The organism is Saccharopolyspora sp. NPDC003752 (genome assembly GCF_053605825.1).
In genome coordinates, this window is the sequence record NZ_JBSGJZ010000003.1 from 1 (window position 1) to 21,962 (window position 21,962).

A 21,962-nucleotide genomic window follows, 5' to 3' on the forward strand; every position below is an offset into this window, starting at 1 on the left:
TCCATCGGCGTGTCGGGGCCCGACACGCCGTCGGCTGTGGACAACTTCCGCAATTTCAATGGAAATCAGAGCTCTGATTTCCATTGAAATTGCGTGCCTGCTCTGGGAGGGGGGCGTGCTTACTCTGGGGGAGTGGGGCCGTTTCCGGTGGATCGCTTCGTTCCCTACGGGCCGTCGCACTGGGTGCTCATGGCGCTGATCGTCGTCGGCTCCGTGGCGGTCGCCGCCTTCGGGCACCGGCAGCGCGGTTCGCGATCCGCCGCGGTCTTCACGCGCGGCTTCGCCCTGGTGGTCCTGGCGTTCGGCGCGGTGACGCTGACCTATCGCTTGTTGCCGGCGCAGTGGGACATCGGCGAATCGCTGCCGCTGCAGCTTTGCGATCTCGCATGGATCGTCGCGGTCTTCGCGTTGTGGACGCACCGGCCGCAGGCCTGCGCGCTGCTCTACTACTGGGGGCTGACGCTGACCCCGCAGGCGATGATCACTCCCGCGCTGGACGCGCCGGACTTCCCGTCCATCGACTTCGTCGAGTTCTGGGGCCAGCACCTGCTGGTCATCTGGGCGGCCGCCTACCTGACCTGGGGCGCCGGGGTGCGGCCGACCTGGCGGGGCTACTGGTTCGCGGCTGCGGTGACCGTTTCTTGGGGCGCGGCGATGCTGGTGTTCAACGCGTGGGCGGGCACCAACTACGGCTTCGTCACCGCGAAGCCGGACAACCCCTCCCTGCTCGACGTGATGGGCGGCTGGCCGTGGTACTTGGGCGTCGAGCTGGTCGTAGGCCTGGCCGCCTGGGCGTTGCTGACCTGGCCGTGGACCCGCGCGCCGCGCCGTGCCGTGCTGGCCTGAGCGGGCTCACGAGGGCATCGCGAAGCCCTGCTGGCGCCACGCCTCGTAGACCGCGACGGCCGCCGAGTTGGCCAGGTTCATCGAGCGGATGCCGGGCAGCATCGGGATCCGGACCCGCAGCGTCACGTCGGCGAGCACGTCCTCGGGCAGCCCGGTGGACTCGGGCCCGAACAGCAGCACATCGCCCGGCCGGTAGGCCACCGCCTCGTAGGAGTGCTCGGCCTTCGAGGTGAACGCGATGACCCGCTGCGGGTTCAGCGCCCGCCAGGCCGATTCGAGGTCCGGGTGGACGTGCAGGGCGGCCCGGTCGTGGTAGTCCAGCCCGGCTCGGCGCAGCTTCGCGTCCTCCACGGAGAAGCCGAGGGGCTCGATCAGGTGCAGTGCGCAGCCGGAACCGGCCGCCATCCGGATCGCGTTGCCGGCGTTGCCCGGGATCTCGGGCTGGTAGAAGACCACGTGAAACACCCGAAATCGTTTCACACCGGGTTCCGGATCGGCAGCGCGGGGAGTCCCCCGACCGGGCGATCACACCAGCCCGCCGGTGGCGCGGAGGTTCTGCCCGGTGATCCAGCGCGCGTCCGGGCCGACCAGGAAAGCCACGACGTCGGCGACGTCCGCCGGCCGCCCCAGCCTGCCCAGCGGGATCATCTGCGCGGTGGCGGCCAGGGCGTCGCCGCCGACGGCGCCGCGCAGCAGGTCGGTGTCGGTAGGGCCGGGGGAGACGGCGTTGACGGTGATGCCGCGCGGCCCGAGTTCCTTCGCCGCGACGCGGGTGAGCTGCTCGACGGCCGCTTTGCTCGCCGCATAAGCGGATTCGCCGGGGCTGGCCCACACCGTGCTCATCGTCGAGATGCTGACGATCCGCCCGCCGTCGCCCATCCGCCGCGCCGCGTGCTGCATCGCGAGGAAGGTTCCCTTCGCGTTGACCGCCATGACGCGGTCGTAGTCGGCCTCGGACATGTCGAGAAGCGGCGTGGTGGAGGGGATTCCGGCGTTGTTGACCAAGATGTCCAGCTCACCGGCGGTGTCGAAGAGCCGCTGGAGGTCTTCGGCCGCACCCATGTCGGCCCGCACCGCGCGGGCGCCGGTTGCGGCGGCGACCGCCCTCGCCGCGTCCGCGTCCTTCGCGTAGCTGAACAGGACTTCCGCGCCGTCTGCCGTCAACCGCCGCACGATCGCCCGGCCGATGCCGCGCGAGCCACCGGTGACGACTGCCGTCTTGCCTCGGAGATTCATGGCCACACCATCCCGCCGATCGCGGAAGACTTCCTTCCGCGATCGCGGCGACACTGGACGAATGTTGGAGACCTCGGCTCGCCTGCTCCGCCTCCTGTCGCTGCTGCAGGCGCGGCGCGACTGGCCGGGCGGAGACCTCGCCGAACGCCTCGGTGTGACCACCCGGACGGTCCGCGCGGACGTGGACCGCCTGCGCAGCCTCGGCTATCCCGTGCATTCGACGCCGGGCGTGGCGGGCGGCTACCGGCTCGGCGCGGGAGCGGCGCTGCCGCCGCTGTTGCTGGACGACGACGAAGCCGTCGCGGTGGCGATCGGGCTGCGCACGGCTGCGAGCGGCACGGTGTCGGGAATGGCCGAGACGTCGGTTCGCGCGCTGGCCAAGCTGGAGCAGGTGCTACCGGCGCGGCTGCGGCAGCGCGTCAACGCGCTGCAGACCTACACCGTGCCGGTGCCCGGCGGCGGGCCGGTGGTCGACGCCGACGTGCTGACGGCGATCGCGCGGGCGTGCCGGGACCGCGAGCAGCTGCGGTTCGACTACCGCGCGCACGACGACGTCGCGAGCCTGCGCACCGTCGAGCCGCATCGGCTCGTCAGCACCGGTCGTCGCTGGTACCTGGTCGGCTGGGACCGCGACCGCGAGGACTGGCGGAGCTTCCGCGTCGATCGCCTGTCGCCCCGCATTCCGGCAGGCCCCCGCTTCACACCGCGCGAGCCGCCGGAGGGCGGCTTCGCCGCGTACGTCGCGCGCGGTGTCACGGCGGTGTTGTGGGCGTATCGCGCCCAGGTGCGCGTGCACGCGCCCGCGGAGGTCGTCGTGCAGCGGGTGCCGCCGACGACGTGGATCGTCGCGCCGATCGACGACCGGACCTGCCTGCTGGACGCGGGCGCGGACACGCCGCAACTGCTCGCGGTCTACCTCGGCGCCCTCGATCTCGACTTCGACGTGCTCGACGCCCCCGAACTCGCCGCGGCGACCAGCCGCCTCGCCGACCGCTACGCCCGCGCGCTCACGGAGCCGTGAGCGCTTTTCGTTGCTATGGCGGCAAGAAGTGCTCACGGGTGCTTGAGCAGCAGGAACACGTCTTGGCCCAGCGGTTGGTCTTGACAGCGCCGGAGGGTGTCGCAAATACTCTCCCGCATCGATTGGCCAAATCGGTTTGGCCCTGGTGGTGGGCGTGGCGTTCACAGCGCCTCAAGCCTCCGGGGCAGTCCCGCGCCGACCGCCGGAGCGGTCGGCGAGCGCCCGGACTCAGCGCGAGGAGGCTCCGCAGTGTCCACACCGCATCCCGTCGATCAACGCCTACCGCTGGCCAAGCTGCTCCCGTTCGGCCTGCAGCACGTGCTCGTGATGGCCGCGACCCCCATCTCCAGCGTGTTCCTCGTCAGCAAGACGCTCGGCATGACGCCCGAGCTGACGATCAAGCTGCTGTCCGCGACGTTCGTGCTCGCCGGGCTGGGCACGCTCCTGCAGTCGTTCGGCCCGTGGCGCTTCGGCGTCCGGCTGCCGTTCGTGATGCTGCCCGGCGGCGCACCGGTCGTGCTCTTCCTGGCGATCGCCCAGGAGCACGGCCTGCCCACGGCTTCCGGCGCCGTGATCCTCACCGGCGTCTTCTACTTCGTCGCGCTGCCGCTGTTCACCCGGCTGCTGCGGTTCTTCCCGACCGTCGTCATCGGCACCATGATCGTGATCGTCGGGGTGAACCTGGTGAAGGTCGGCGGCCTGCTGGTCACCGGCAAGCCCGGCAGCCCGGACTTCGGCAACCCCCGCGACCTGCTGCTCGGCTTCGCCACCGTGGCGTTCACGGTGCTGTTCCTGCGTTTCCTCACCGGGATGCTGCGGCAGCTGGCGGTCGTGCTCGGGCTCGCGGCCGGTACCGGCATGGCGGTGCTGCTCGGCGCCACCAGCTTCGGCGAGGTGGGCGCGGGCGGCGTGTTCAACCTGCCCGACCCCCTTCCGTTCGGTGCGCCGGAGTTCAGCCTGTTCGCCGCCCTGCCGCTGATGGTCTTCGCGCTGGTGTCGATGGCCGAGGCGACCGGTCAGACCGTGCTCAACGGCGAGATCGTCGGCAAGGAGATCGACCCCCGCCGCGACGTGCCCAGGACGATCCGCGGCGACGCGCTGATCTCGCTGCTGGGCGGCTTCTTCGGCACCTCGCTGATGGTGACCAGCGGCGAGAACATCGGCATCGTCCGGATGACCGGGGTGCGCAGCCGCTACGTGACGGCGGTCGCCGGGGTGGTGCTGGTGGTCATCGGCGTGATCACCCCGATCGCCGAGGTGATCAACGGGATTCCGGCCGCCGTGGTCGGCGGCACCGCGATCGTCGTGTTCGCGGTCATCACCGTGCTCGGGATCCAGCTGCTGCGCCAGGTCGACCTCGCCGACCACGCGAACTCGGTGATCTGCGCGGTGGCGCTCGCCTTCGGGCTGCTGCCGATCCTCGTGCCGGGCGTGTACGACCGGTTGCCGTCGAGCCTGAGCACCTTCCTCGACAGCGGCGTCGCCGTCGGCGCCTTCGTGGCGGTGGGGCTGAACATCGCGTTCCACTACCTCCGCCGCCCGACCACTTCCACCACAACGGAAAAGTGAGATCGTGAACCGAGAACTGCTCGATGCCGCCGAAGTCCTGCTGCTGCCGGAGTTCCTCTTGCTGCCCGACGGGCCGGTCCGCGACCACGCCGTGGTCGTCGCCGACGGCGTGTTCCGCGCGGTCGGCCCCGCGGCGGAAGTCGTTGCGGCGCACCGGGAACTCGACCCGGTCCGGCTGGACGGCCGGTTGCTGATGCCGGGTTTCGTCGACGCCCACCACCACCTGACGCAGAGCTTCGGCAAGTCGCTGGCCTTCGGCGAGCCGTCGGAGATCTTCCGCCGGATCTGGGTGCCGCTGGAGGGCGCGCTGACCGAGGAGAACGCCTACGTCGCGGCGAAACTCGCTGCGCTGGAAGCACTTCGCGGCGGGTTCACCACCGTTGCCGAGGCGGGCACCCGAGCGCCGGTCGACGTCGGGGTGGTCGCCGCGGCGACCCAGGACGCCGGGATCCGCTGCGTGCTAGGGCGGGTGTGCGACGGTCCGGACGAGGAGCACCTCGCGCGCTGGGCGGATTCGCCGCTGGTCCACCCGTCGCTGGCGATCCCGATCCCGGAGGCCGCGCCCGACGGCGTGCTGCGGGACGTGTCGCGGCTGTGCGCCGAGGCGGGGGCGGTGTTCCAGATCCACGTCAACGAGCACCTGGCCTCCGTCGAGCGGTCGCTCGAAGCGCACGGGCGCCGGCCGCTGGAGCACCTGCACGAGATCGGAGCGCTGGGGCCGCAGGTCCTCGCGGCGCACGCCACGCTGCTGACCCCGACCGAGGTGCGGCTGCTCGCCGACACAGGCTCGGCGATCAGCTACAACCCGGTTGCGAGCGGGTGGAAGGGGAATGCGGTCGCGCCCGCCGAGCTGCTGTCGGTGTTCGGGGTGCGCTTCGGGCTCGGCACCGACGGCACCCGCGGCGACGCCTTCCGCCTGGTGGACGCCGCCGAGCTGGCGCAGCGGCTGGGATTCGGCCTGGCCAGCGGTGATTCCTCGTGCGGTGGCGGCTGGACCTGGCTGGAGCACGCGACGTCGCTCGGTGCCGACGCGGTGGGGCTGGGCGGATTCACCGGCGAGATCGCCGCCGGCCGGGCCGCGGACTTCCTCGTGATGGACCTGCGGGTCCCGGAGCTGTGCCCGTCCTGGGACCTGGTCTGGGAGCTGGTCCGGCTGGCCAACCGCGATCAGATCGCCGCCGTGTTCGTCGGCGGCAGGCTGCGGTTGTGGCGCGGCTGGCCGATCGACTGGGACGGACCGGAACTCGTTGCGCAGGCTGCGAAGATGGCGCGCGAGGTGGTGGAGCGGGCGCCGCTGCGCCGGATCCACCCAGCGTCAGTCAAGCACCGCTCGCGCGTCGGAGGGCGGGCATGAGCAGCCCTGTGTCGGCCCAGGTTCTGCTCAACCGCACCTCAGGGGAACGTGACGCGAACCAGCCACGAGAAACTGCGGAACGCGGGATTGATCCCGGACGCAACCACCACTGTGAGTCGCGGAGAGGCGGAACTGCCATGAGCAGCCCTGTGTCAGCTCCGGTTCTGCTCAGCCGCACCTCAGGGGAACGTGACGTAATCCAGCCACAGGAAACTGCGGAACGCGGGATTGATCCCGGACGCAACCACCACTGTGAAACGCGGAGAGGCGGAACTGTGAAGCGCGGAGAGGCGGAACTGCCATGAGCGTCGCGGTGCTGGCGCTGATGGCGCTCGCCGTCGCCGTGGCGGCGTTCGTGCAAGGCGCCACCGGAGTCGGGTTCGCGCTCATCGTCGCGCCGGTGGTCGGGCTGGTGGAGCCGTCGCTGTTGCCGGTCTTCCTGCTGGTGCTGATGATCCCGCTCAACCTCTACATCGCCGGGCGCGAACGCGGCAGCCTGGACAAGGTCGGCGCCGGGTGGATCACCGCCGGGCGGTTCGCCGGGACCTTCGGCGGGCTGTGGGTGCTGGTGGCGGTCCCGGTGGGCCAGCTGAACCTGCTCATCGGCGGTTCGACCGTGCTGGCGGCGGTGGTGACCCTGATCGCGCCGAAGTTCACGCCCGGCCGGGGCGCGTTCCTCGCCGCCGGGGCGATCACCGGCATCACCGAGACGGCCACCGGCGTGGGCGGACCGCCGCTGGCGCTCGTGTACCAGCACCGGCCGGCCGCGGTGCTGCGTTCGACGGTCGCGGTCTGCTTCATCGCAGGCGAGGTCATTTCGCTGGTGGTGCTGCTGGCCACCGGCAAGGTCGCACCCGAACAGCTGTGGCCCGCGCTGCTGTTGCTGCCGGCGCTGGCGGTCGGCGCGGCGCTGAGCCGGTTCGTGCACCACCGCCTCGACGGCCCGTTGATGCGGCTACTGGTGCAGCTGTTCGCGATCGTCTCCGGCGCCGTGCTGCTGTTCGCCGGGTGAGCGCATCGTCGAACGGCGCGCGATCAGGACGGGCTCCGGGTTGGTGATCACCTGCGGAGTGGTCTCCTGCTTGAGATTGGCCAGCAGGAGTTCGACGGCACCGGCTGCGGCCTGCCCGAGGTGCAGGTCGATGGCGGTGAGCGCGGGCGTGCAGGTTCGGGCGCGCAGACCGTCGTAGCGGGTCGCCACCATGACGTCCGCCGGGACGCGAAGCCCGTGGTCGGTGAGAGCCCGCACCACGCCCACGGCGAAAGCGTCGACGGTCGCGCAGATCGCGTCGACCTCCGGATGCTCCGCCATGAGCGCCGAGGCGGAATTGCACCCGGCCTCCTCGCCGCCGGATTCGTCGGCCGTGACGATCAGCGGCGCCATCCCGTGGCGGTCGGCGAACTCCCGGTAGGCGTCGATCGCGTCCACGTACGAGTTGCGGTGGCTGCTGCCGACGAGCAGGGCGATGTGGCGGGCGCCCTGCTCGCGCAGGTGGTCCAGCAGCAGCCGCCCCACCAGCCGGGCCCGCAGGTCGACGTGGGGGAGATCGGTGCCCGGCTGCCTGGCCAGCGTCACGATCGGCACGCCGCGGGACTGCAGGCGCTTGGTCGCCGGGTCGTCCTCGTCGGGTTCGACGACGATCGCGCCGTCGATGTCCAGGGAGTCCAGCGGCGTGCCGGACTCCACCGGCGGGACCAGCACCAGCGCATACCCGTGCAGCAGCGAGGTCTCGGCGGCGGCCGCGGCGACCTCCATGAAGAAGCCCAGCCGGGACGGGCCACCGGCCACCGCGACCGGCATCGACGACACCAGGCCGATGGTCCGGGACTGGCCGTGGCGCAGCCGCTGCGCGCGCAGGCTCGGGTGGTAGCCGAGCTCGGCGGCGACCTTCGCCACCCGCTCCCGCGTCCGCGGATCGACCTTGCCGATCCCGTTGAGCGCGTGGGACACCGTCGTCCGGGACACCCCGGCCGCCCGTGCCACGTCGGCGATCGTCGGCCGCGCCGCTCCCGGCATCACCATCTCCTCACGCTCGGGCACCCCGGCGGATCTTGCCCGACCGGGTCTACGTCCGGCCAGGTCAGGACCCGTGAGTATTTTCGGTCGCTATCGCACCCAAAAGTACTCACGGGTCCTGACCAGGGGAAACCCCAGCTCCCGTCGTTCCGGGCGTCAGGGCACGTCGCGGCTCAGGAGGTCCGCTTCGGTCTCGCGGCGGACCCACGGTTCGGCCGCGCCGTCGTCCACCGCGACCACCGGGGGCCGGCCCACCATGTTGTAGGTCGAGGCCATCGAGTGGTGGTAAGCGCCAGTGCACGGCACGGCCAGCAGATCGCCGGCGCGGATGTCGACGGGCAGCACCGCGTCCGGGATCAGCACGTCACCGGCCTCGCAGTGGCGGCCGACGACGCTCATCGCGCGCTCCCGCGCTTCGCCGACCCGGCCGATCAGCCGCGCGGCGTAGCGCGAGCCGTAGAGCTCCGGGCGCGGGTTATCGCTGAACCCGCCGTCCACCGCGACGAAGGTCCGGTTGCTGCCGTGCTTCACCGTCACGACCCGGTACAGCGTGATCCCGGCGCGCGCCACGATCGCCCGGCCCGGCTCCAGCGTCAGCCGCGGCACGACGAGACCGTGCTTGCGGCACTCGTAGTGCAGCACCCGCGGGATGCGGGCGGCGAAGCCGGGCAGGTCGAACTCGGCATCGCCGGGCCGGTACGCCACCGCGTGCCCGCCGCCGATGTTGAGCTGCGGCAACGTGATCCCGTGGCGCACCGCGATCTCGGCCAGGAACGCCGTCAGCCGCCGCACCGCCTCCTCGTAGCCGGCCACCTCGGAGATCTGCGAGCCCAGGTGGCAGTGCAGGCCCACCAGCCGCAGCTCGGGCCGCTGCAGGACCTTCGCCACCGCCGCCGCGGCCTGGCCACCGGCCAGCGAGAGCCCGAACTTCTGGTCCTCCACTCCGGTGGCGACCGCGCGGTGCGTGTGCCCGTCGATGCCCGGCGTGACCCGGACCAGGACGTCCTGCGCGCCGACGACCCGGTCGATCTCCGGCAGCGAGTCCACCACCACGCGCCCGACCCCGGCGTTCGCCGCGGTCCGCAGCTCCCGGTCGGTCTTCGCGTTTCCGTGCAACAAGATCCGCTCCGCCGGGAAGGCCGCGGCGAGCGCGGTGGCGAGCTCGCCCGCGGAGCAGACGTCCAGCGACATGCCTTCCTCGGCGAGCAGCCGGGCCATCCGGCGGCACAGGAACGCCTTGCCCGCGAAGGCGATCTCGGCGTCCATCGAGCGGTACGCGCGGCACCGGGCGCGGACCGCCTGCACGTCCAGCACGTAGCCGGGGGTGCCGAACCGTTCGGCGAGCTCGGTGAGCGAGACGCCACCGACCGTCACGTCGCCGGAGGGCAGCGCCACGGCGCCCTCCGGCCAGATCGAACCGGGCAGCTTCTTGGGCAGGCTGTGGCGGAAGGTGGGCAGGAGTTCGGCAAGAGTCACGGCGACTTCCTCAGCGCTCGGCGGTGGATGTCATGGCAGTCCCGCCTCTCCGCGTTTCACAGTTGTGGTTGCGTCCAGCTCGATCCCGCGTTTCGCAGTTTCTCGTGGCTGGTTCGCGTCACGTTCCCCTGAGGTGCGGTTGAGGAGGACTCGGGTTGACACAGGGCTACTCATGCCTACGCCCGGTCGGCCGGGGTCGAGGTGGTTCCGGGCGCGGTCCTGACGCCCGGCTCGCCCGTTCTGACGCGCTGTTGACAGGCGCGTCCGGGTGCTCTGGTAGAGAAGAGGCATGGCAGGTGCACAACCCCGGAAGCGGAAGGGGGCGACGGCAGAGCGGACCGCGGCGGAGACCCGCCCGGTGGCCCGCGTGCTCGTCGACGTTCCGCTGCCGGTGCACCTGGACCGGCCGTTCGACTACCTGGTGCCCGACCGGCTGGACGCCGACGCGGTCCCGGGCTGCCGGGTGCGGGTGCGCTTCCGGGGCAAGTTGGTCGACGGCTACCTGCTGGAACGCAACGAGACCACCGACTTCCAGGGCACCCTGTCCTGGGTCGAGCGGGTCCCGTCGCCGGAACCGGTGCTGACCCCGGAGCTGCTGGAGGTGGCCCGCGCGGTGGCCACCCGCTACGGCGGCATGCTCGCGGACGTGGTGCGCCTGGCGATCCCGCCCCGGCACGCCGGTGCCGAGAAATCGGCGCCCCGCGAACCCGGCCCGCCGCCGCCGCGGCCCGAGGCCGGGGCGTGGGCCCGTTACCAGCACGGACCGTCCTTTTTGGACGCGGTGCACGCGGGGCGGTCGGCCCGCGCGGTCTGGCAGGCGCTGCCCGGCGAGGACTGGCCCGCCCGGCTGGCCGAAGCGGCCGCCACGGCAGCGGCGGCCGGGCGCGGCGCGCTGATCGTCGTCCCCGACCACCGGGACCTCCAGCGGCTGGAGGACGCCTGCACCGCGCTGCTCGGCGAGGACGGCGTCGTCGCCCTCGCCGCCGACCTCGCCCCGTCGAAGCGCTACCGCCGCTGGCTGGCGGTGCTGCGCGGCGCGGCGCGCGTCGTGATCGGCACCCGCGCGGCGATGTTCGCGCCCGTCCACGACCTGGGCTTCGCGGCGGTGTGGGACGACGGCGACGACCTGCACAGCTACCCGCAGGTGCCCTACCCGCACACCCGCGACGTGCTGAACCAGCGCGCGCACGCGGCGGGCGCGGCGCTGATTGTCGGAGCCTTCGCCCGCACCGCCGAAGCGGCGCTGCTGGCCGAATCGGGCTGGGCGCACGAACTCGTCGCGCACCGCACGGACGTGCGGGCAGCGGCGCCGCGGGTGACCGCGATCGGCGAAGACGACACCCAGCTGGCGCGGGACCCGGCGGCCCGCGCAGCGCGGCTGCCCTCGGTGGCGTTCGAAGCGGCGCGAGCCGCGCTCGGCGCGGGAGCGCCGGTGCTGGTGCAGGTGCCGCGGCGCGGCTACGTGCCGGCGCTCGCGTGCGGCGACTGCCGCGAGCGGGCGAGGTGCCGGCGGTGCGCGGGGCCGCTGGCGCTGCCGGGAGGCAGCGAAGGCGGAGCGCCGAAGCCGGCGGCGTGCAGCTGGTGCGGAGCCGCGGAAGCGGCGTTCAAGTGCGGCTCGTGCGGCTCGCGGCGGCTGCGTGCCGTAGCGGTCGGCGCCAGCCGCACCGCGGAGGAGCTCGGGCGGGCGTTCAGCAACGTGCCGGTGCGGACCTCCGGAGCCGGCGAGATCCTGGCCGCGGTGCCCGCGAAGCCCGCGCTGGTCGTGTGCACTCCCGGCGCCGAGCCGGTCGCCGAAGGCGGCTACGGCGCCGCGCTGCTGCTGGACGGCCGGACCCTGCTGGGCCGCCCCGAGCTCCGCTCCGCCGAGACGGCGCTTCGGTTGTGGTTCGCGGCCGCCGCGCTGGTCCGGCCCGCCCGCGACGGTGGGCGAGTGGTGGTCATGGCCGACTCGTCGCTGCAGCCGGTGCAGGCGCTGGTGCGCTGGGATCCGGCGTGGTACGCCTCGCTGGAACTCGCCGAGCGCGCCGAGCTCGGCTTCCCCCCGACACGCCGGGTCGCGGCCGTCGACGGCACCCCGGAGGCCATCGAGGCGCTGCTGGACTCGGCGGATCTGCCGATGTCGGCGGAGATCCTCGGCCCGGTGCCGCTCGGCGCGGTCGACGAGGACGGCAATTCCGAGCGGGAACGCCTGATCGTCCGCGTCGACCGGTCCGAAGGCCGCGCCCTGGCGAGCTCGCTGCACGCGGCCCAAGCGATCCGGGCGGCCCGCAAAGCGGCCGAGCTCCAGGTCCGCCTCGACCCGCTGGAAATGCTGTAGGGACCACCGTTTCCGCTGATCACGGGGCCGTGCGTGCTTTGTGTCGCAATAGCGCCCCAAAACGCTCACGGGCAGCCATCAGCCTGGACGCGGATTTCCAGCCCGATGGCCCACGAGCACTCGTTGCCGAAGAGCTGACGGCCGAGGCCGCGAGGTACTGCTGATCAGCCTCGGCCGACCGGCTTGCGGAAGAAGACCCGGCGGTAGCCGTCCTGCTCGGCGCGGCCCGTTTCCACGTAACCGTGCCTCGGGTAGTAGGCGAGGTTCTCCGTCATGACTTCGTTGGTGTACAGGCGGATCTCGGTCATCCGCTGCCGTGCGGCCTCCCGGTCGGCCAGCGCCAGCAGGTCCCGTCCGACGCCGCGGCCCTGGGCATCGGGATGCACCGCGACGTTCTCCAGCAGCATCACGTCGCCCTCCGGCACGAGCACCAGCATCCCCAAGATGCGATCGCCGTCCTCGGCGACCCACACCTGGTGCGTGCGAACGGCCTCGGAGTAATCGGCGATCATCGGGGCCGGAAGGCGATCCATCCGCTCGGTGTAAGGGGAATAAGCCCGCCGCGCCAAGTCCGCCAGCGCGGCAGCATCCGACAACCGCGCTTCCCGAAGATCGACCATGGCTTCATGGTCGACGAGCCCTCCGATGCGCACAACCCACCTGTTCCGCCGAATGGCCATGGTGCGCAGTTCGGCTGCCGACGTGGACGGCTACCTGGCCGAGGTTCCGGTGGCACGCCGGGAGGCATTGGCCGGGATCCGGGCCCTGTGCCGGGCCGAGCTGGCCGGGTTCGACGAGGTCATGGCCTACGGGATGCCCGCGTACCAGCGCGACGGCACCGCCGAGATCGCCTTTGCCAGCCAGAAGCAGTACATCTCCTTCTACCTCTTGCGCACCGATGTCCGGGACGCCTTCGCGCAGCGGCTCGCCGGGCACGACATGGGCAAGGGCTGCCTGCGCTTCCGCAAGGTCGATGCGATCGACTTCGACCTGATCCGCGAGCTGCTGCGCGCGACGGCGGCCACCCGGGGCCAGGCCTGCTGAACCGGTCGGATGGCGCGCGGACACCGCGTGCGGCGGGGTCAGTACCGGTAGAGCCGGTCGCCGACCGCCGCCGAAGGCTCGGCGCTCCCGCCCGCCGGGGCGGAGATCCGGTCCGGGTCGCCGTCCGAGGTGTAGCGGCGGCCCGGGTCCGCGGCGAGCTTGTCCAGCCACGCCGCCGAGCCGTACTGCGCGTCCTGCCCGGCCGGGCCCTGGGAACGGATTCGGGGCACGTTCGCCGGGTCGAAATCGGCCGACCACGGCGACGGCGCGGGATTCGAGCCGACCAGCATGACGCTGTCGTAGTGGTAGGCGACGCCGTCCGCCGAGCCGTCGCCCGCGAGGCGCTCGTCGTCCGGGTGCACGCCCAGCGGCAGCGCGATCGACCGGACCTGCGCGCCCGGCACGGCGTCCGCGATGAGCCGCTGCATCCCGGCGATCTGGTGCCGCACCTCGGCTTCGGAAGCCCGGCCCAGGTTCTCGTGGTCGAGCGTGTGGTTGCCGATCTCGAAGCCGTGCTCGTGCAACCAGCCGAGGCCGCGCCGGCCGCCGGGCTCCTCGAACGGCGGGTTGTTCACGTAGCAGGTCGCCACCGGGCGGAACCCGGGATGCGCTGCGGCGACGTCCAGCAGGATGCGGATCGCGGTGCCCGCCGCCGGTTCTCCCGCACCGTCCAATGTGAACTGGCTGATCGAGCCGTCGTCGAAGGTGAGCACCACCGGGTGCTTCCCGGCCGGGATGTCGAACCGCCCCGTGGCGTACTCGGTCGCCGTCACCGGCACGTAGTCCTCGGCGGCGAGCCGCTCCAGTTCCGCTCGGAAGTCCTCCGGGCTGCGGTCGTAGACGCTGCGCGGCGTCGGAGTGATCCGGTGGTACATGAGCACCGGGACGTCGCCGAGCTCGTTCGCCCGCACCGATTCCGGCGTCGGGCGGGGGACGGGGTCCGGCGGTCTGACGACCGCGTTGGGTTGGGGTGGGACGATCTCGCCGCCTTGCCCGGTGCCGCAGGCCGCGAGCAGGGCCGCCGCCGTCACCACGACGCCGGCGCGAATTTTCCGCACTGCTGATCGCATCTCCTCCAACGGTAGAGACCGGATTTCCCGCTGGGGATACTCCAAGTGGTCATTGATCTTCCGCTCCACGGCTGCGAAGGTGGAACGGCCGGTCGTCGGCCGGCTCCAACTTGATCACGCACGAATTTCGTGCAGCCGCGCGAGTTCGCCTGAAAGTCGGGGAGGCGAAAGCGATGTCGGATGCTGATTCCGGTGCGGCCCGCGCCAAGAAGGTGCGGGCCGACAGATTCGCGTTGTTCGGGGCGGGCGCCATCGCGCTGCTGTTCCTGGGCTTCCTGCTGGTGAGATCGATGTCCACAGAGGACGTCGAGTTGTCCGGGCTGCCGGACCGCCCGATCGCGCCCGCCGAGGTGGGTTCGATCCAGATCCGCTCCGGTGCGGCCGATGGCGTGCAGGTGCTGCTGGACGGCCGCGAGGTCTCCACGGCGGACCGGCAGGGCGCCCGCGCGGTGCAGGCGGCGGACCTGCCGGACGGGCCGCACGAGCTGCGCGTCGTGGTGCCGCGCAGCCCGTCCTGGTTCGGTTCGGACACCACCACTCGTACGTTCACAGTGGACAGTTCGCCGCCGGCGCTGCAGGTCGAGGACTCGCTGCGGCCGGACGGGCCGAACCGCCCGGTGACGGTCGTCGGCGCGGTGCAGGGCGCCACGCAGGTCACCGTGGCCGGGCGGGTCGTGGCGCCGGATCCGCAGGGCGGGTTCAGCGCGGTCGTCGACCGGCCCGACCGCGAGGTCCAGGTGGTCGCGACCGACGCGGCGGGCAACCGCGCGGAGAAGACCCTGACCGTCCACATCAGACATCCAGGGATGCGAGCGGTGCACCTCACCGGACTGGCCTGGACCAGTGACTCGCTGCGCGAACCGATCCTCGCGATGGCCCGGCAGGGCAAGATCGACACCATCGAGCTGGACCTCAAGGACGAGAGCGGCGAGGTCGTCTACGACTCAGCGGTGCCGATGGCGCACCAGATCGGCGCCGTCAAGGGCTACTACCCGGCCCGGCAGGTGCTTGACCAGCTGCACGGCATGGGCGTGCGGGTGGTCGGCAGACTGGTCGCCTTCAAGGATCCCGTGCTGGGCGCGGCGTCCTGGAACGGCGGGCACCCGGAGCGGGTGGTGCAGACCGCCGACGGCCGGCCCTGGACCAGCGGCGCCTACGGCAGCTACGCGTTCACCAACTTCGCCGACCCCGTGGTCACCCGGTACAACATCGACATCGCCGCCGAGGCCGCCGCGCTGGGCTTCGACGACGTCCTCTACGACTACGTGCGGCGGCCCGACGGGCACATCGAGCAGATGCGCATCCCCGGCCTGACCACCACGCCGGAGGCCGCGATCGCCGACTTCCTGCGGCAGACCCAGCCGGAGGTCCGGTCGCGGGGCGCGCTGCTGGGCGCGTCGGTGTTCGGCATCTCGGTCGACCGGCCCACCGAGATCGCCCAGGACATCCGGCAGATCTCGCGGTACGTCGACTACATCTCGCCGATGGTCTACCCGTCGCACTGGGGCCCGGGGGAGTTCGGCGTCGGCAACCCCAACTCCCAGCCCTACGACATCGTGGCGCGCTCGCTGGCGGCGTTCGCAAAGGCGGTCGAGGGCACCGACGTGCAGATCATCCCGTGGCTGCAGGACTTCAGCCTCGGCGTCTCCTACGGCCCGGCGGAGGTGTCGGCGCAGATCGACGGGGCGCGGGCCAACGGCATGAACTCGTTCCTGCTGTGGGCCGCCAACTGCCGCTACCACGACGCGGCCCTGGGCCCGGCCGGCTAGCGGTGGTTTCGCGCGAAACCGGTGCCCTGCGCGAGGGCGATCGCCGGTTTCGCGCGAAAACGTCGTCCGGAACCGGCGTTGCGGCCGGGCTCGCGAACTTTTCGCGGAACCTCCCGCCAGCACGGCAGAAGCTTGCCGTGGGGCAGTTGTATCGGGGGCGCAGACTGGGCAGAGTATGCGGCATTGTCGATGTTGGAGGTGGCGATGTCCGTGAGGCCCGTTCGACTCACCCTGGCCGCGATCACGTCGTGCGCCCTGGTCGCGCCGGTGGCGCAGGCGGCGCCCGGCGGGCCGCCGGAACCGCCCAAGCAGGCCGAGGCGGTCGGTTACGGAGGCGCCGTGTCCAGCGTCGACCCGTACGCGACGCAGGCCGGGATCGAGGTGCTCCGGCGCGGCGGCACGGCCACCGACGCGGCGGTCGCGGTCGCGGCGGCGCTGGGCGTCACCGAGCCGTATTCGGCAGGCGTCGGCGGCGGTGGTTTCTTCGTGCACTACGACGCGAAGACCGGCGCGGTCGAGACCATCGACGGGCGCGAGACCGCGCCCGCCAGCGTCCGCGAGGACTCGTTCCTGGAGAACGGCAAGCCGATCCCGTTCGACGAGGCCGTCACCAGCGGGCTCGGCGTCGGCGTGCCGGGCACCCCGATGACCTGGCAGGCGGCGCTGGACCGATGGGGCACCAAGGACCTCTCCGAGGTGCTGCGCCCGGCCGAGCAGCTGGCGCGCAAGGGCTTCGTCGTCGACGAGACGTTCCGCCAGCAGACCGCCGAGAACCAGGAGCGCTTCAGCGCGTTCCCGGCGACTCGCGACCTGTTCCTGCCCGGCGGCAAGCCCCCCGAGGTCGGCAGCGTCCTGCGCAACCCCGACCTCGCCGACACCTACCGCACCCTGGGCACCAGGGGCATCAACGCGCTGTACCACGGCGAGATCGGCGCGGACGTCGTCAAGACGGTCAACCACCCGCCGGCCGACCCGGCAGCGAACCGCCAGGTGCGCCCCGGCGGCATGACCGCCGACGACCTGGGCGACTACGGCGTCAACGAGCAGGCGCCGACCCACCTGAACTACCGCGGCCTCGACGTCTACGGCATGGCGCCGGTCAGTTCGGGCGGCACGACCGTCGGCGAGGCGCTGAAGATCCTGGAGCGCACCGACCTCTCCGACGGCGACAAGACCGCGTACCTGCACCGGTTCCTGGAAGCGAGCAAGATCGGCTTCGCCGACCGCAACCGCTGGGTGGGTGACCCGGAGTTCAACGACGTGCCCACCGAAGAACTGCTCAGCGCGGAGTTCGCAGCCTCCCGGGCCTGCCTGATCAGCGACGACGCCGTGCTGCAGACCCCGGTCGCGGCCGGCGACCCGCGCAACCCGCAGGGCTGCCAGGCGGGCACCGCCGAAGGCGCCGAGCCCTACGAGGGCCCGAACACCACGCACCTGACCGTGGCCGACGCCTGGGGCAACGTGGTGGCCTACACGCTGACCATCGAGCAGACCGGCGGCAGCGGCATCGTGGTGCCCGGCCGCGGATTCCTGCTGAACAACGAGCTGACCGACTTCAACTTCACGCCGGTCACCCCGGGCCAGCCGGACCCGAACCTGCCGGGCCCGGGCAAGCGCCCGCGCAGCTCGATGAGCCCGACGATCGTGCTGCAGGACGGCAAGCCGCTGCTGGCGGCGGGCAGCCCGGGCGGCGCGACGATCATCACCACCGTCCTGCAGGTGCTCACCGGCCGCCTGGACCGCGGCCTGTCCCTGGTGGACGCCATCGCGGAGCCCCGGGCGTCGCAGCGCAACTCGGCGCAGACCGAGGCGGAGCCGGGCTTCCTGGCCCAGCCGGAGGCGGAGAAGCTGAAGGCCATCGGCCACCAGTTCAAGACGACCGGTGAGATCGGCTCGGCGACGGGCGTTGAGCGACTGCCCGACGGCCGCTGGATCGCGGCGGCCGAGCGCGAGCGCCGCGGCGGCGGCGCGGCAGCGGTGGTCGTCCCGGCGCGCTGAAGCACGGCAACCCTCCCCGGGGCGCTGACTCCGGGGAGGGTCAGCCGGGTTCGGCGGGGCACGCGGGCGGCACCTCGATGCCCGCGAGGAACTGGGTGCGTTCCGGTTCTTGGAGCTCGCCGGCGCCCGTGGCGCAGAGGGCCGCCAGCCAGCAGTCCGGGCGGACCGCCCACACCCGAGGTTCGCCGGTCGCCGCAACCACGAGGTCGCCGGTTCCGGTCAACACCGGCCGCACGCCGTCAGCGGGTCCGGTTGGCGTGCCACATGGTGTGCTCGCGGCTGATCACCGACTCGGCGTCGACCACCGCCGCCGACCACTGCTGCTCGTCCAGGTCCCGGTCGAGCAGGTTGCGGACCACCGCCAGCTCGTGGGAGGCCACCACGTACGCCGTGGCCGTCGCGCTGTGCTGGCGGGTGGCCGTCCACGCCGCGAACGCCGAGACCGTCGCGGCCACGATGCCCGCCAGGTCGAAGTCGACCACCCCGAACGCCTTGGCCAGCGCGCCCGCGACGCCCACCACCTCCATGATCAGCATCGTGGTCCGGAAGACCCGCGCGCTGCGCTGGTGGAAGCGCGCCTTGTTCGCGTACCAGTCCTGCTGATCGAGCACCCGGCCGACCAGGTAGGCCTCCTTGCGCTCGGCCAGCGGCGTCGCGCGCATCGCCCGCATCTTGGCGGTGATCGTCGACGCCGTGCTCGGCAGCAGCGGAACCTTCGGCATGTCGTGCTGCAGGATGCGGATGCGATCCGTGAACTCGTCGTCGGGCCGCTCGGAGTCCGCCGGGAACGGCGCGGCGCCCGAGACGTAGCGCCAGGTCAAGGTCTTGACCGACTCCGCGAGCGCGCGCCCCTCGTACCAGACCTTGTCCGGCCGGGTGCCCACGATGGCCAGCTCGATCACCATCGCGCCGACGAACGCCAGCGCGGTGCCCACCGCGAACAGATCGATCCGGGAGTCGCCGATGCGCAGCGCGAACGCGGCGAACGTCGCGGCCGAAACGGTCAGCACCAGCCGGGAGCGGACGGCCCGCAGGAAGGTGCGCTGCTGGTGCACCGAGGCCCCGTCGGCCGCCTGGAACAGGCCCGGGTAATCGTCCGGGGTCAGGGTTTGAAGCTGTTCGGTACTCGACATGCACGCTCCGTGACTCGGGTCTCCCAGTGAATCGTGGCGGAGGACCGCTCCGAAAGCGGCCATTCCAGCGGAACTCCCGCGCGGCCGGTCCGGGCCGGGTGACGACTAGACTCGTCGGGTCCGTCAGTCGTCGACGTGCCAGGGAGCCCATGTGACCGTCCAGCCGATCAGACTCTTCGGCGACCCCGTGTTGCGCACCAAAGCCGACGAGGTGGTCGACTTCGACAAGGAGCTGCGCACCCTCGTCCAGGACCTGTGGGACACCATGGAGGACCAGGGCGGTGCCGGGCTGGCCGCGCCGCAGCTGGGCGTCGGCCTGCGGGTCTTCACCTACCACTGCGACGGGTTCGCCGGGCACCTGATCAACCCCACCTGGACCGCGATCGACGACGAGGATCAGTTCGGCCAGGAGGGCTGCCTGTCCATCCCCGGCATGTACTGGGACTGCCTGCGCGCCCGCAACGTGGTGGCCCGCGGCTGGAACATGCACGGCGAACCGGTCGAGGTCGAGGGCACCGACCTGCTCGCCCGGTGCATCCAGCACGAAACCGATCACCTGGACGGCGTGCTGTTCATCGACCGGCTCGACGAGCAGACCCGCAAGGCCGCGATGCGCGAGATCCGCAAGGCCGAGTGGTTCGACGGCAACGCGCCGGTGATCAAGGAAAGCCCGCACCCGCTGTTCGGGGGTCGCTGACATGCGCGTGGTCTTCGCCGGAACCCCCGCTCCCGCCGTGCCCGCGCTGCAGGCGCTGCTGGACTCCGGCCGCCACGAGGTCGCCGCGGTGATCACCAGGCCGGACGCTCCCGCCGGCCGCGGTCGAAAGCTGCTGCGTTCGCCGGTCGGCGCGCTCGCCGACGAGCACGGCATCGAGGTGCTCACGCCCGCGCGCGCATCCGAACCGGACTTCCTGGAGCGGCTCGCGGAGCTGGCCCCCGACTGCTGCCCGGTGGTGGCCTACGGCGCGCTGCTGCGGGAGAAGGCGCTGGCCATCCCGAAGTTCGGCTGGGTGAACCTGCACTTCTCGCTGCTGCCCGCGTGGCGCGGCGCCGCCCCGGTGCAGGCGGCCATCCGGCACGGCGACGAGATCACCGGGGCCAGCACCTTCCGGCTGGTGCGCGAGCTGGACGCCGGCCCGGTCTACGGCGTGGTCACCGAGGAGGTGCGCGCCACCGACACCGCCGGTGAGCTGCTGGACCGGCTGGCGGTTTCCGGCGCCGGGCTGCTGGCGGCCACCCTGGACGGCATCGAGGACGGCACGCTCCGCGCCGAGGAACAGCCCGGCGACGGCATCAGCTACGCGCCGAAGGTGACCGTCGAGGACGCCAAGGTCGACTTCGCCGCACCGGCCACCGCCGTGGACCGGCTGATCCGGTCGGTCACCCCGGACCCGGGCGCCTGGGCGCTGCTGCGCGACGAGCGGTTCAAGCTCGGCCCGGTGTCCGTCGTCGAGGACGAGCTGCCGCCCGGGGAGATCCGGGTGGAGCGGCGGCGGGTGCTGGTCGGCACCGGGACGTCCGCGGTCGCGCTGGGCGAGGTGCAGGCGGCGGGCAAGAAGCGGATGGCCGCCACGGACTGGGCCCGCGGGACCCGCATCGAGCAAGGAGAACGGCTCAAGTGAACGATCGCCGCCGCCGGCCGTCGAGGCCGGCCAAGGCCCGCCCGCCGCAGCGCAAGTCCGGCCCGGCCCGGCCGGTGGACGTCGACCCGGCCCGCCTGGCCGCGGTGGAGACGCTCCGCGCGGTGCGGGAGCGCGACGCGTACGCGAACCTGGCGCTGCCGCCGCTGCTCAAGCAGCGCCGCATCAGCGGCCGGGACGCCGCGCTGGCCACCGAGCTGACCTACGGCGCCTGCCGCGCGCAGGGCCTGCTGGACGCCGTCATCGACGACTGCAGCAACCGGCCGCTGGCCGAGCTGGACCCGAAGATGCTCGACGCGCTGCGCCTCGGCGTCTACCAGCTGCTGCGCACCCGGATCCCGGCGCACGCCGCCGTCGCGTCCACTGTGGACATCGTGCGGTTCGAAGGCGGTTCCAAGCTGGCCGGTTTCGCCAACGCCGTGATGCGCCGCGCCGCCGAACTCGACGAGCAGGGCTGGGTCGACAAGGTCGCCCCGCCGCGCGAGGAGGACCCGGTCGGCCACCTCGCGATGCGCTACGCGCACCCGAGGTGGATCGCGCAGGCCTTCGCCGACGCGCTCGGCCCCGACGAGCTGGAGGCGGCGCTGGCCGCCGACGACGCCCGGCCCGCGGTGCACCTGACCGCGCGCCCGGGCGAGATCAGCGCCGACGAGCTCGCCGCGATCACCGGCGGCGACCCGGCGCCGTACTCGCCCTACGGCGTGCGGCTGGAGGCCGGCGCCGGCGACCCCGGCGACCTGGAACCGGTGCGGGAGGGCTTCGCCGCCGTGCAGGACGAGGGCAGCCAGCTGGTGGCGCTCGCGGTGACCCGGCCGGAGGTCGAGGGGCCGGACCTGCGCTGGCTGGACCTGTGCGCGGGCCCGGGCGGCAAGGCGAACCTGCTCGGGTCGCTGATCACCCTCGACGGCGGTTCGCTCGACGCCGTCGAGCAGGCGCCGCACCGCGCGGACCTGGTGCGCAAGGCCACCGAGGGGCTGTCGGTGTCGGTGCACGTCGCCGACGGCCGCGACCCGGGCCTGGAGCCGGGCTTCGACCGCGTGCTGGTGGACGCGCCGTGCACCGGGCTGGGCGCGCTGCGGCGCCGCCCGGAGGCGCGGTGGCGGCGGCAGCCGTCGGACGTCGGCGATCTGACGAAGCTCCAGCGCGAGCTGCTGCTGTCGGCGATCAAGCTGACCCGTCCGGGCGGCGTGGTGGCGTACGTCGTGTGCTCGCCGCACCTGCCGGAGACCGAGGGCGTGGTGTCCGACGTCGTGCGCCGCACCGGCGTCACGCAGCTGGACGCGCGCGAGTACTTCCCGGACGTGCCGGACCTGGGTGACGGGCCGGGCGTCCAGCTGTGGCCGCACCGCCACGGCACCGACGCGATGTTCTGCGCCCTGTTTCGGGTGTGACGATGTCGTGAGCGGAAGTGGTCGCTATCGCGGCCATTTCCGCTCACGAGCGGAGCCTGTAATAGCGACCATTGCCACTCG

General features: G+C 72.4%; 20 protein-coding genes. 12 read left to right on the forward strand and 8 right to left on the reverse strand.

Annotation, left to right across the window (positions count from 1 at the left end):
• Positions 1–147: 147 nt before the first annotated feature.
• On the forward strand, positions 148–846 hold the full coding sequence (locus ACWEV3_RS05155) for a YwaF family protein (RefSeq protein WP_452612663.1): 699 nt from the start codon (positions 148–150) through the stop codon (positions 844–846).
• Positions 847–852: 6 nt separating this feature from the next.
• Here the strand turns inward: ACWEV3_RS05155 and ACWEV3_RS05160 are convergent, their stop codons facing one another.
• A complete protein-coding gene (locus tag ACWEV3_RS05160; protein ID WP_452612664.1) occupies positions 853–1,311 on the reverse strand; it encodes a tRNA (cytidine(34)-2'-O)-methyltransferase in 459 nt (152 codons plus the stop codon).
• A 60-nt stretch (positions 1,312–1,371) separates the two neighbouring features.
• Positions 1,372–2,082 carry an SDR family oxidoreductase gene (locus ACWEV3_RS05165; RefSeq protein ID WP_452612665.1) on the reverse strand — a complete coding sequence of 237 codons (711 nt, stop codon included), beginning with the start codon at positions 2,080–2,082 and terminating at the stop codon, positions 1,372–1,374.
• A 61-nt stretch (positions 2,083–2,143) separates the two neighbouring features.
• On the opposite strand from ACWEV3_RS05165, the gene ACWEV3_RS05170 reads away from it, so the two are divergent.
• The 4 genes from ACWEV3_RS05170 to ACWEV3_RS05185 all read left to right on the forward strand — a co-directional run bounded on the left by ACWEV3_RS05170 (position 2,144) and on the right by ACWEV3_RS05185 (position 7,038).
• The gene (locus tag ACWEV3_RS05170; RefSeq protein ID WP_452612666.1) at positions 2,144–3,103 is read left to right on the forward strand and encodes a helix-turn-helix transcriptional regulator; all 960 of its coding nucleotides are present in this window, start codon (positions 2,144–2,146) and stop codon (positions 3,101–3,103) included.
• A gap of 249 nt (positions 3,104–3,352) precedes the next feature.
• Positions 3,353–4,672: a uracil-xanthine permease family protein gene (locus ACWEV3_RS05175; RefSeq protein ID WP_452612667.1), complete on the forward strand. Its 1,320-nt coding sequence runs from the start codon at positions 3,353–3,355 to the stop codon at positions 4,670–4,672.
• Between the two features lie 4 nt (positions 4,673–4,676).
• The gene (locus ACWEV3_RS05180) at positions 4,677–6,026 is read left to right on the forward strand and encodes an amidohydrolase family protein (protein ID WP_452612668.1); all 1,350 of its coding nucleotides are present in this window, start codon (positions 4,677–4,679) and stop codon (positions 6,024–6,026) included.
• A 301-nt stretch (positions 6,027–6,327) separates the two neighbouring features.
• Entirely contained in the window at positions 6,328–7,038 is a 711-nt protein-coding gene (locus ACWEV3_RS05185) for a TSUP family transporter (protein ID WP_452612669.1), read from the forward strand.
• Here the strand turns inward: ACWEV3_RS05185 and ACWEV3_RS05190 are convergent.
• Together ACWEV3_RS05190 and lysA are read right to left on the reverse strand one after the other, a co-directional pair.
• Complete coding sequence (locus tag ACWEV3_RS05190; protein WP_452612670.1) at positions 6,982–8,067, reverse strand: LacI family DNA-binding transcriptional regulator; 1,086 nt, start codon at positions 8,065–8,067, stop codon at positions 6,982–6,984. The genes ACWEV3_RS05185 and ACWEV3_RS05190 overlap by 57 nt on opposite strands.
• 132 nt (positions 8,068–8,199) lie before the next feature.
• A complete protein-coding gene (gene lysA / locus ACWEV3_RS05195; RefSeq protein ID WP_452612671.1) occupies positions 8,200–9,519 on the reverse strand; it encodes a diaminopimelate decarboxylase in 1,320 nt (439 codons plus the stop codon).
• 289 nt (positions 9,520–9,808) lie between these two features.
• Here lysA and ACWEV3_RS05200 point away from each other — a divergent pair, with 289 nt between their 5' ends.
• Complete coding sequence (locus ACWEV3_RS05200; protein ID WP_452612672.1) at positions 9,809–11,836, forward strand: primosomal protein N'; 2,028 nt, start codon at positions 9,809–9,811, stop codon at positions 11,834–11,836.
• A gap of 164 nt (positions 11,837–12,000) precedes the next feature.
• Here the strand turns inward: ACWEV3_RS05200 and ACWEV3_RS05205 are convergent, their stop codons facing one another.
• Entirely contained in the window at positions 12,001–12,456 is a 456-nt protein-coding gene (locus ACWEV3_RS05205; RefSeq protein ID WP_452612673.1) for a GNAT family N-acetyltransferase, read from the reverse strand.
• A 25-nt stretch (positions 12,457–12,481) separates the two neighbouring features.
• Here ACWEV3_RS05205 and ACWEV3_RS05210 point away from each other — a divergent pair, with 25 nt between their 5' ends.
• A complete protein-coding gene (locus ACWEV3_RS05210) occupies positions 12,482–12,880 on the forward strand; it encodes an iron chaperone (RefSeq protein WP_452612674.1) in 399 nt (132 codons plus the stop codon).
• Positions 12,881–12,918: 38 nt separating this feature from the next.
• Here the strand turns inward: ACWEV3_RS05210 and ACWEV3_RS05215 are convergent, their stop codons facing one another.
• A complete protein-coding gene (locus tag ACWEV3_RS05215) occupies positions 12,919–13,938 on the reverse strand; it encodes a polysaccharide deacetylase family protein (RefSeq protein ID WP_452612675.1) in 1,020 nt (339 codons plus the stop codon).
• Positions 13,939–14,123: 185 nt separating this feature from the next.
• Between ACWEV3_RS05215 and ACWEV3_RS05220 the strand changes: the two genes are divergently transcribed.
• Both ACWEV3_RS05220 and ggt read left to right on the forward strand, forming a co-directional pair.
• Positions 14,124–15,719 (forward strand): putative glycoside hydrolase, encoded by a 1,596-nt coding sequence (locus ACWEV3_RS05220; RefSeq protein ID WP_452612676.1) that lies wholly within the window; start codon positions 14,124–14,126, stop codon positions 15,717–15,719.
• A gap of 204 nt (positions 15,720–15,923) precedes the next feature.
• Positions 15,924–17,717, forward strand: coding sequence for a gamma-glutamyltransferase (gene ggt / locus ACWEV3_RS05225; protein ID WP_452612677.1), 1,794 nt, complete (start codon positions 15,924–15,926; stop codon positions 17,715–17,717).
• A gap of 40 nt (positions 17,718–17,757) precedes the next feature.
• Here ggt and ACWEV3_RS05230 read toward each other — a convergent pair whose 3' ends face one another.
• On the reverse strand, positions 17,758–17,943 hold the full coding sequence (locus ACWEV3_RS05230; protein WP_452612678.1) for a hypothetical protein: 186 nt from the start codon (positions 17,941–17,943) through the stop codon (positions 17,758–17,760).
• Positions 17,944–17,956: 13 nt separating this feature from the next.
• Positions 17,957–18,850: a DUF4231 domain-containing protein gene (locus tag ACWEV3_RS05235; protein ID WP_452612679.1), complete on the reverse strand. Its 894-nt coding sequence runs from the start codon at positions 18,848–18,850 to the stop codon at positions 17,957–17,959.
• Positions 18,851–19,001: 151 nt separating this feature from the next.
• Between ACWEV3_RS05235 and def the strand changes: the two genes are divergently transcribed.
• The 3 genes from def to ACWEV3_RS05250 are packed head-to-tail and all read left to right on the forward strand — an operon-like array spanning position 19,002 to position 21,881.
• Positions 19,002–19,547: a peptide deformylase gene (gene def, locus ACWEV3_RS05240; protein WP_452612680.1), complete on the forward strand. Its 546-nt coding sequence runs from the start codon at positions 19,002–19,004 to the stop codon at positions 19,545–19,547.
• A gap of 1 nt (position 19,548) precedes the next feature.
• Entirely contained in the window at positions 19,549–20,472 is a 924-nt protein-coding gene (gene fmt / locus ACWEV3_RS05245; RefSeq protein WP_358570635.1) for a methionyl-tRNA formyltransferase, read from the forward strand.
• Positions 20,469–21,881: an RsmB/NOP family class I SAM-dependent RNA methyltransferase gene (locus ACWEV3_RS05250; RefSeq protein WP_452612681.1), complete on the forward strand. Its 1,413-nt coding sequence runs from the start codon at positions 20,469–20,471 to the stop codon at positions 21,879–21,881. Before fmt ends, ACWEV3_RS05250 begins: the two co-directional genes overlap by 4 nt.
• The last annotated feature ends 81 nt before the right edge of the window (positions 21,882–21,962 follow it).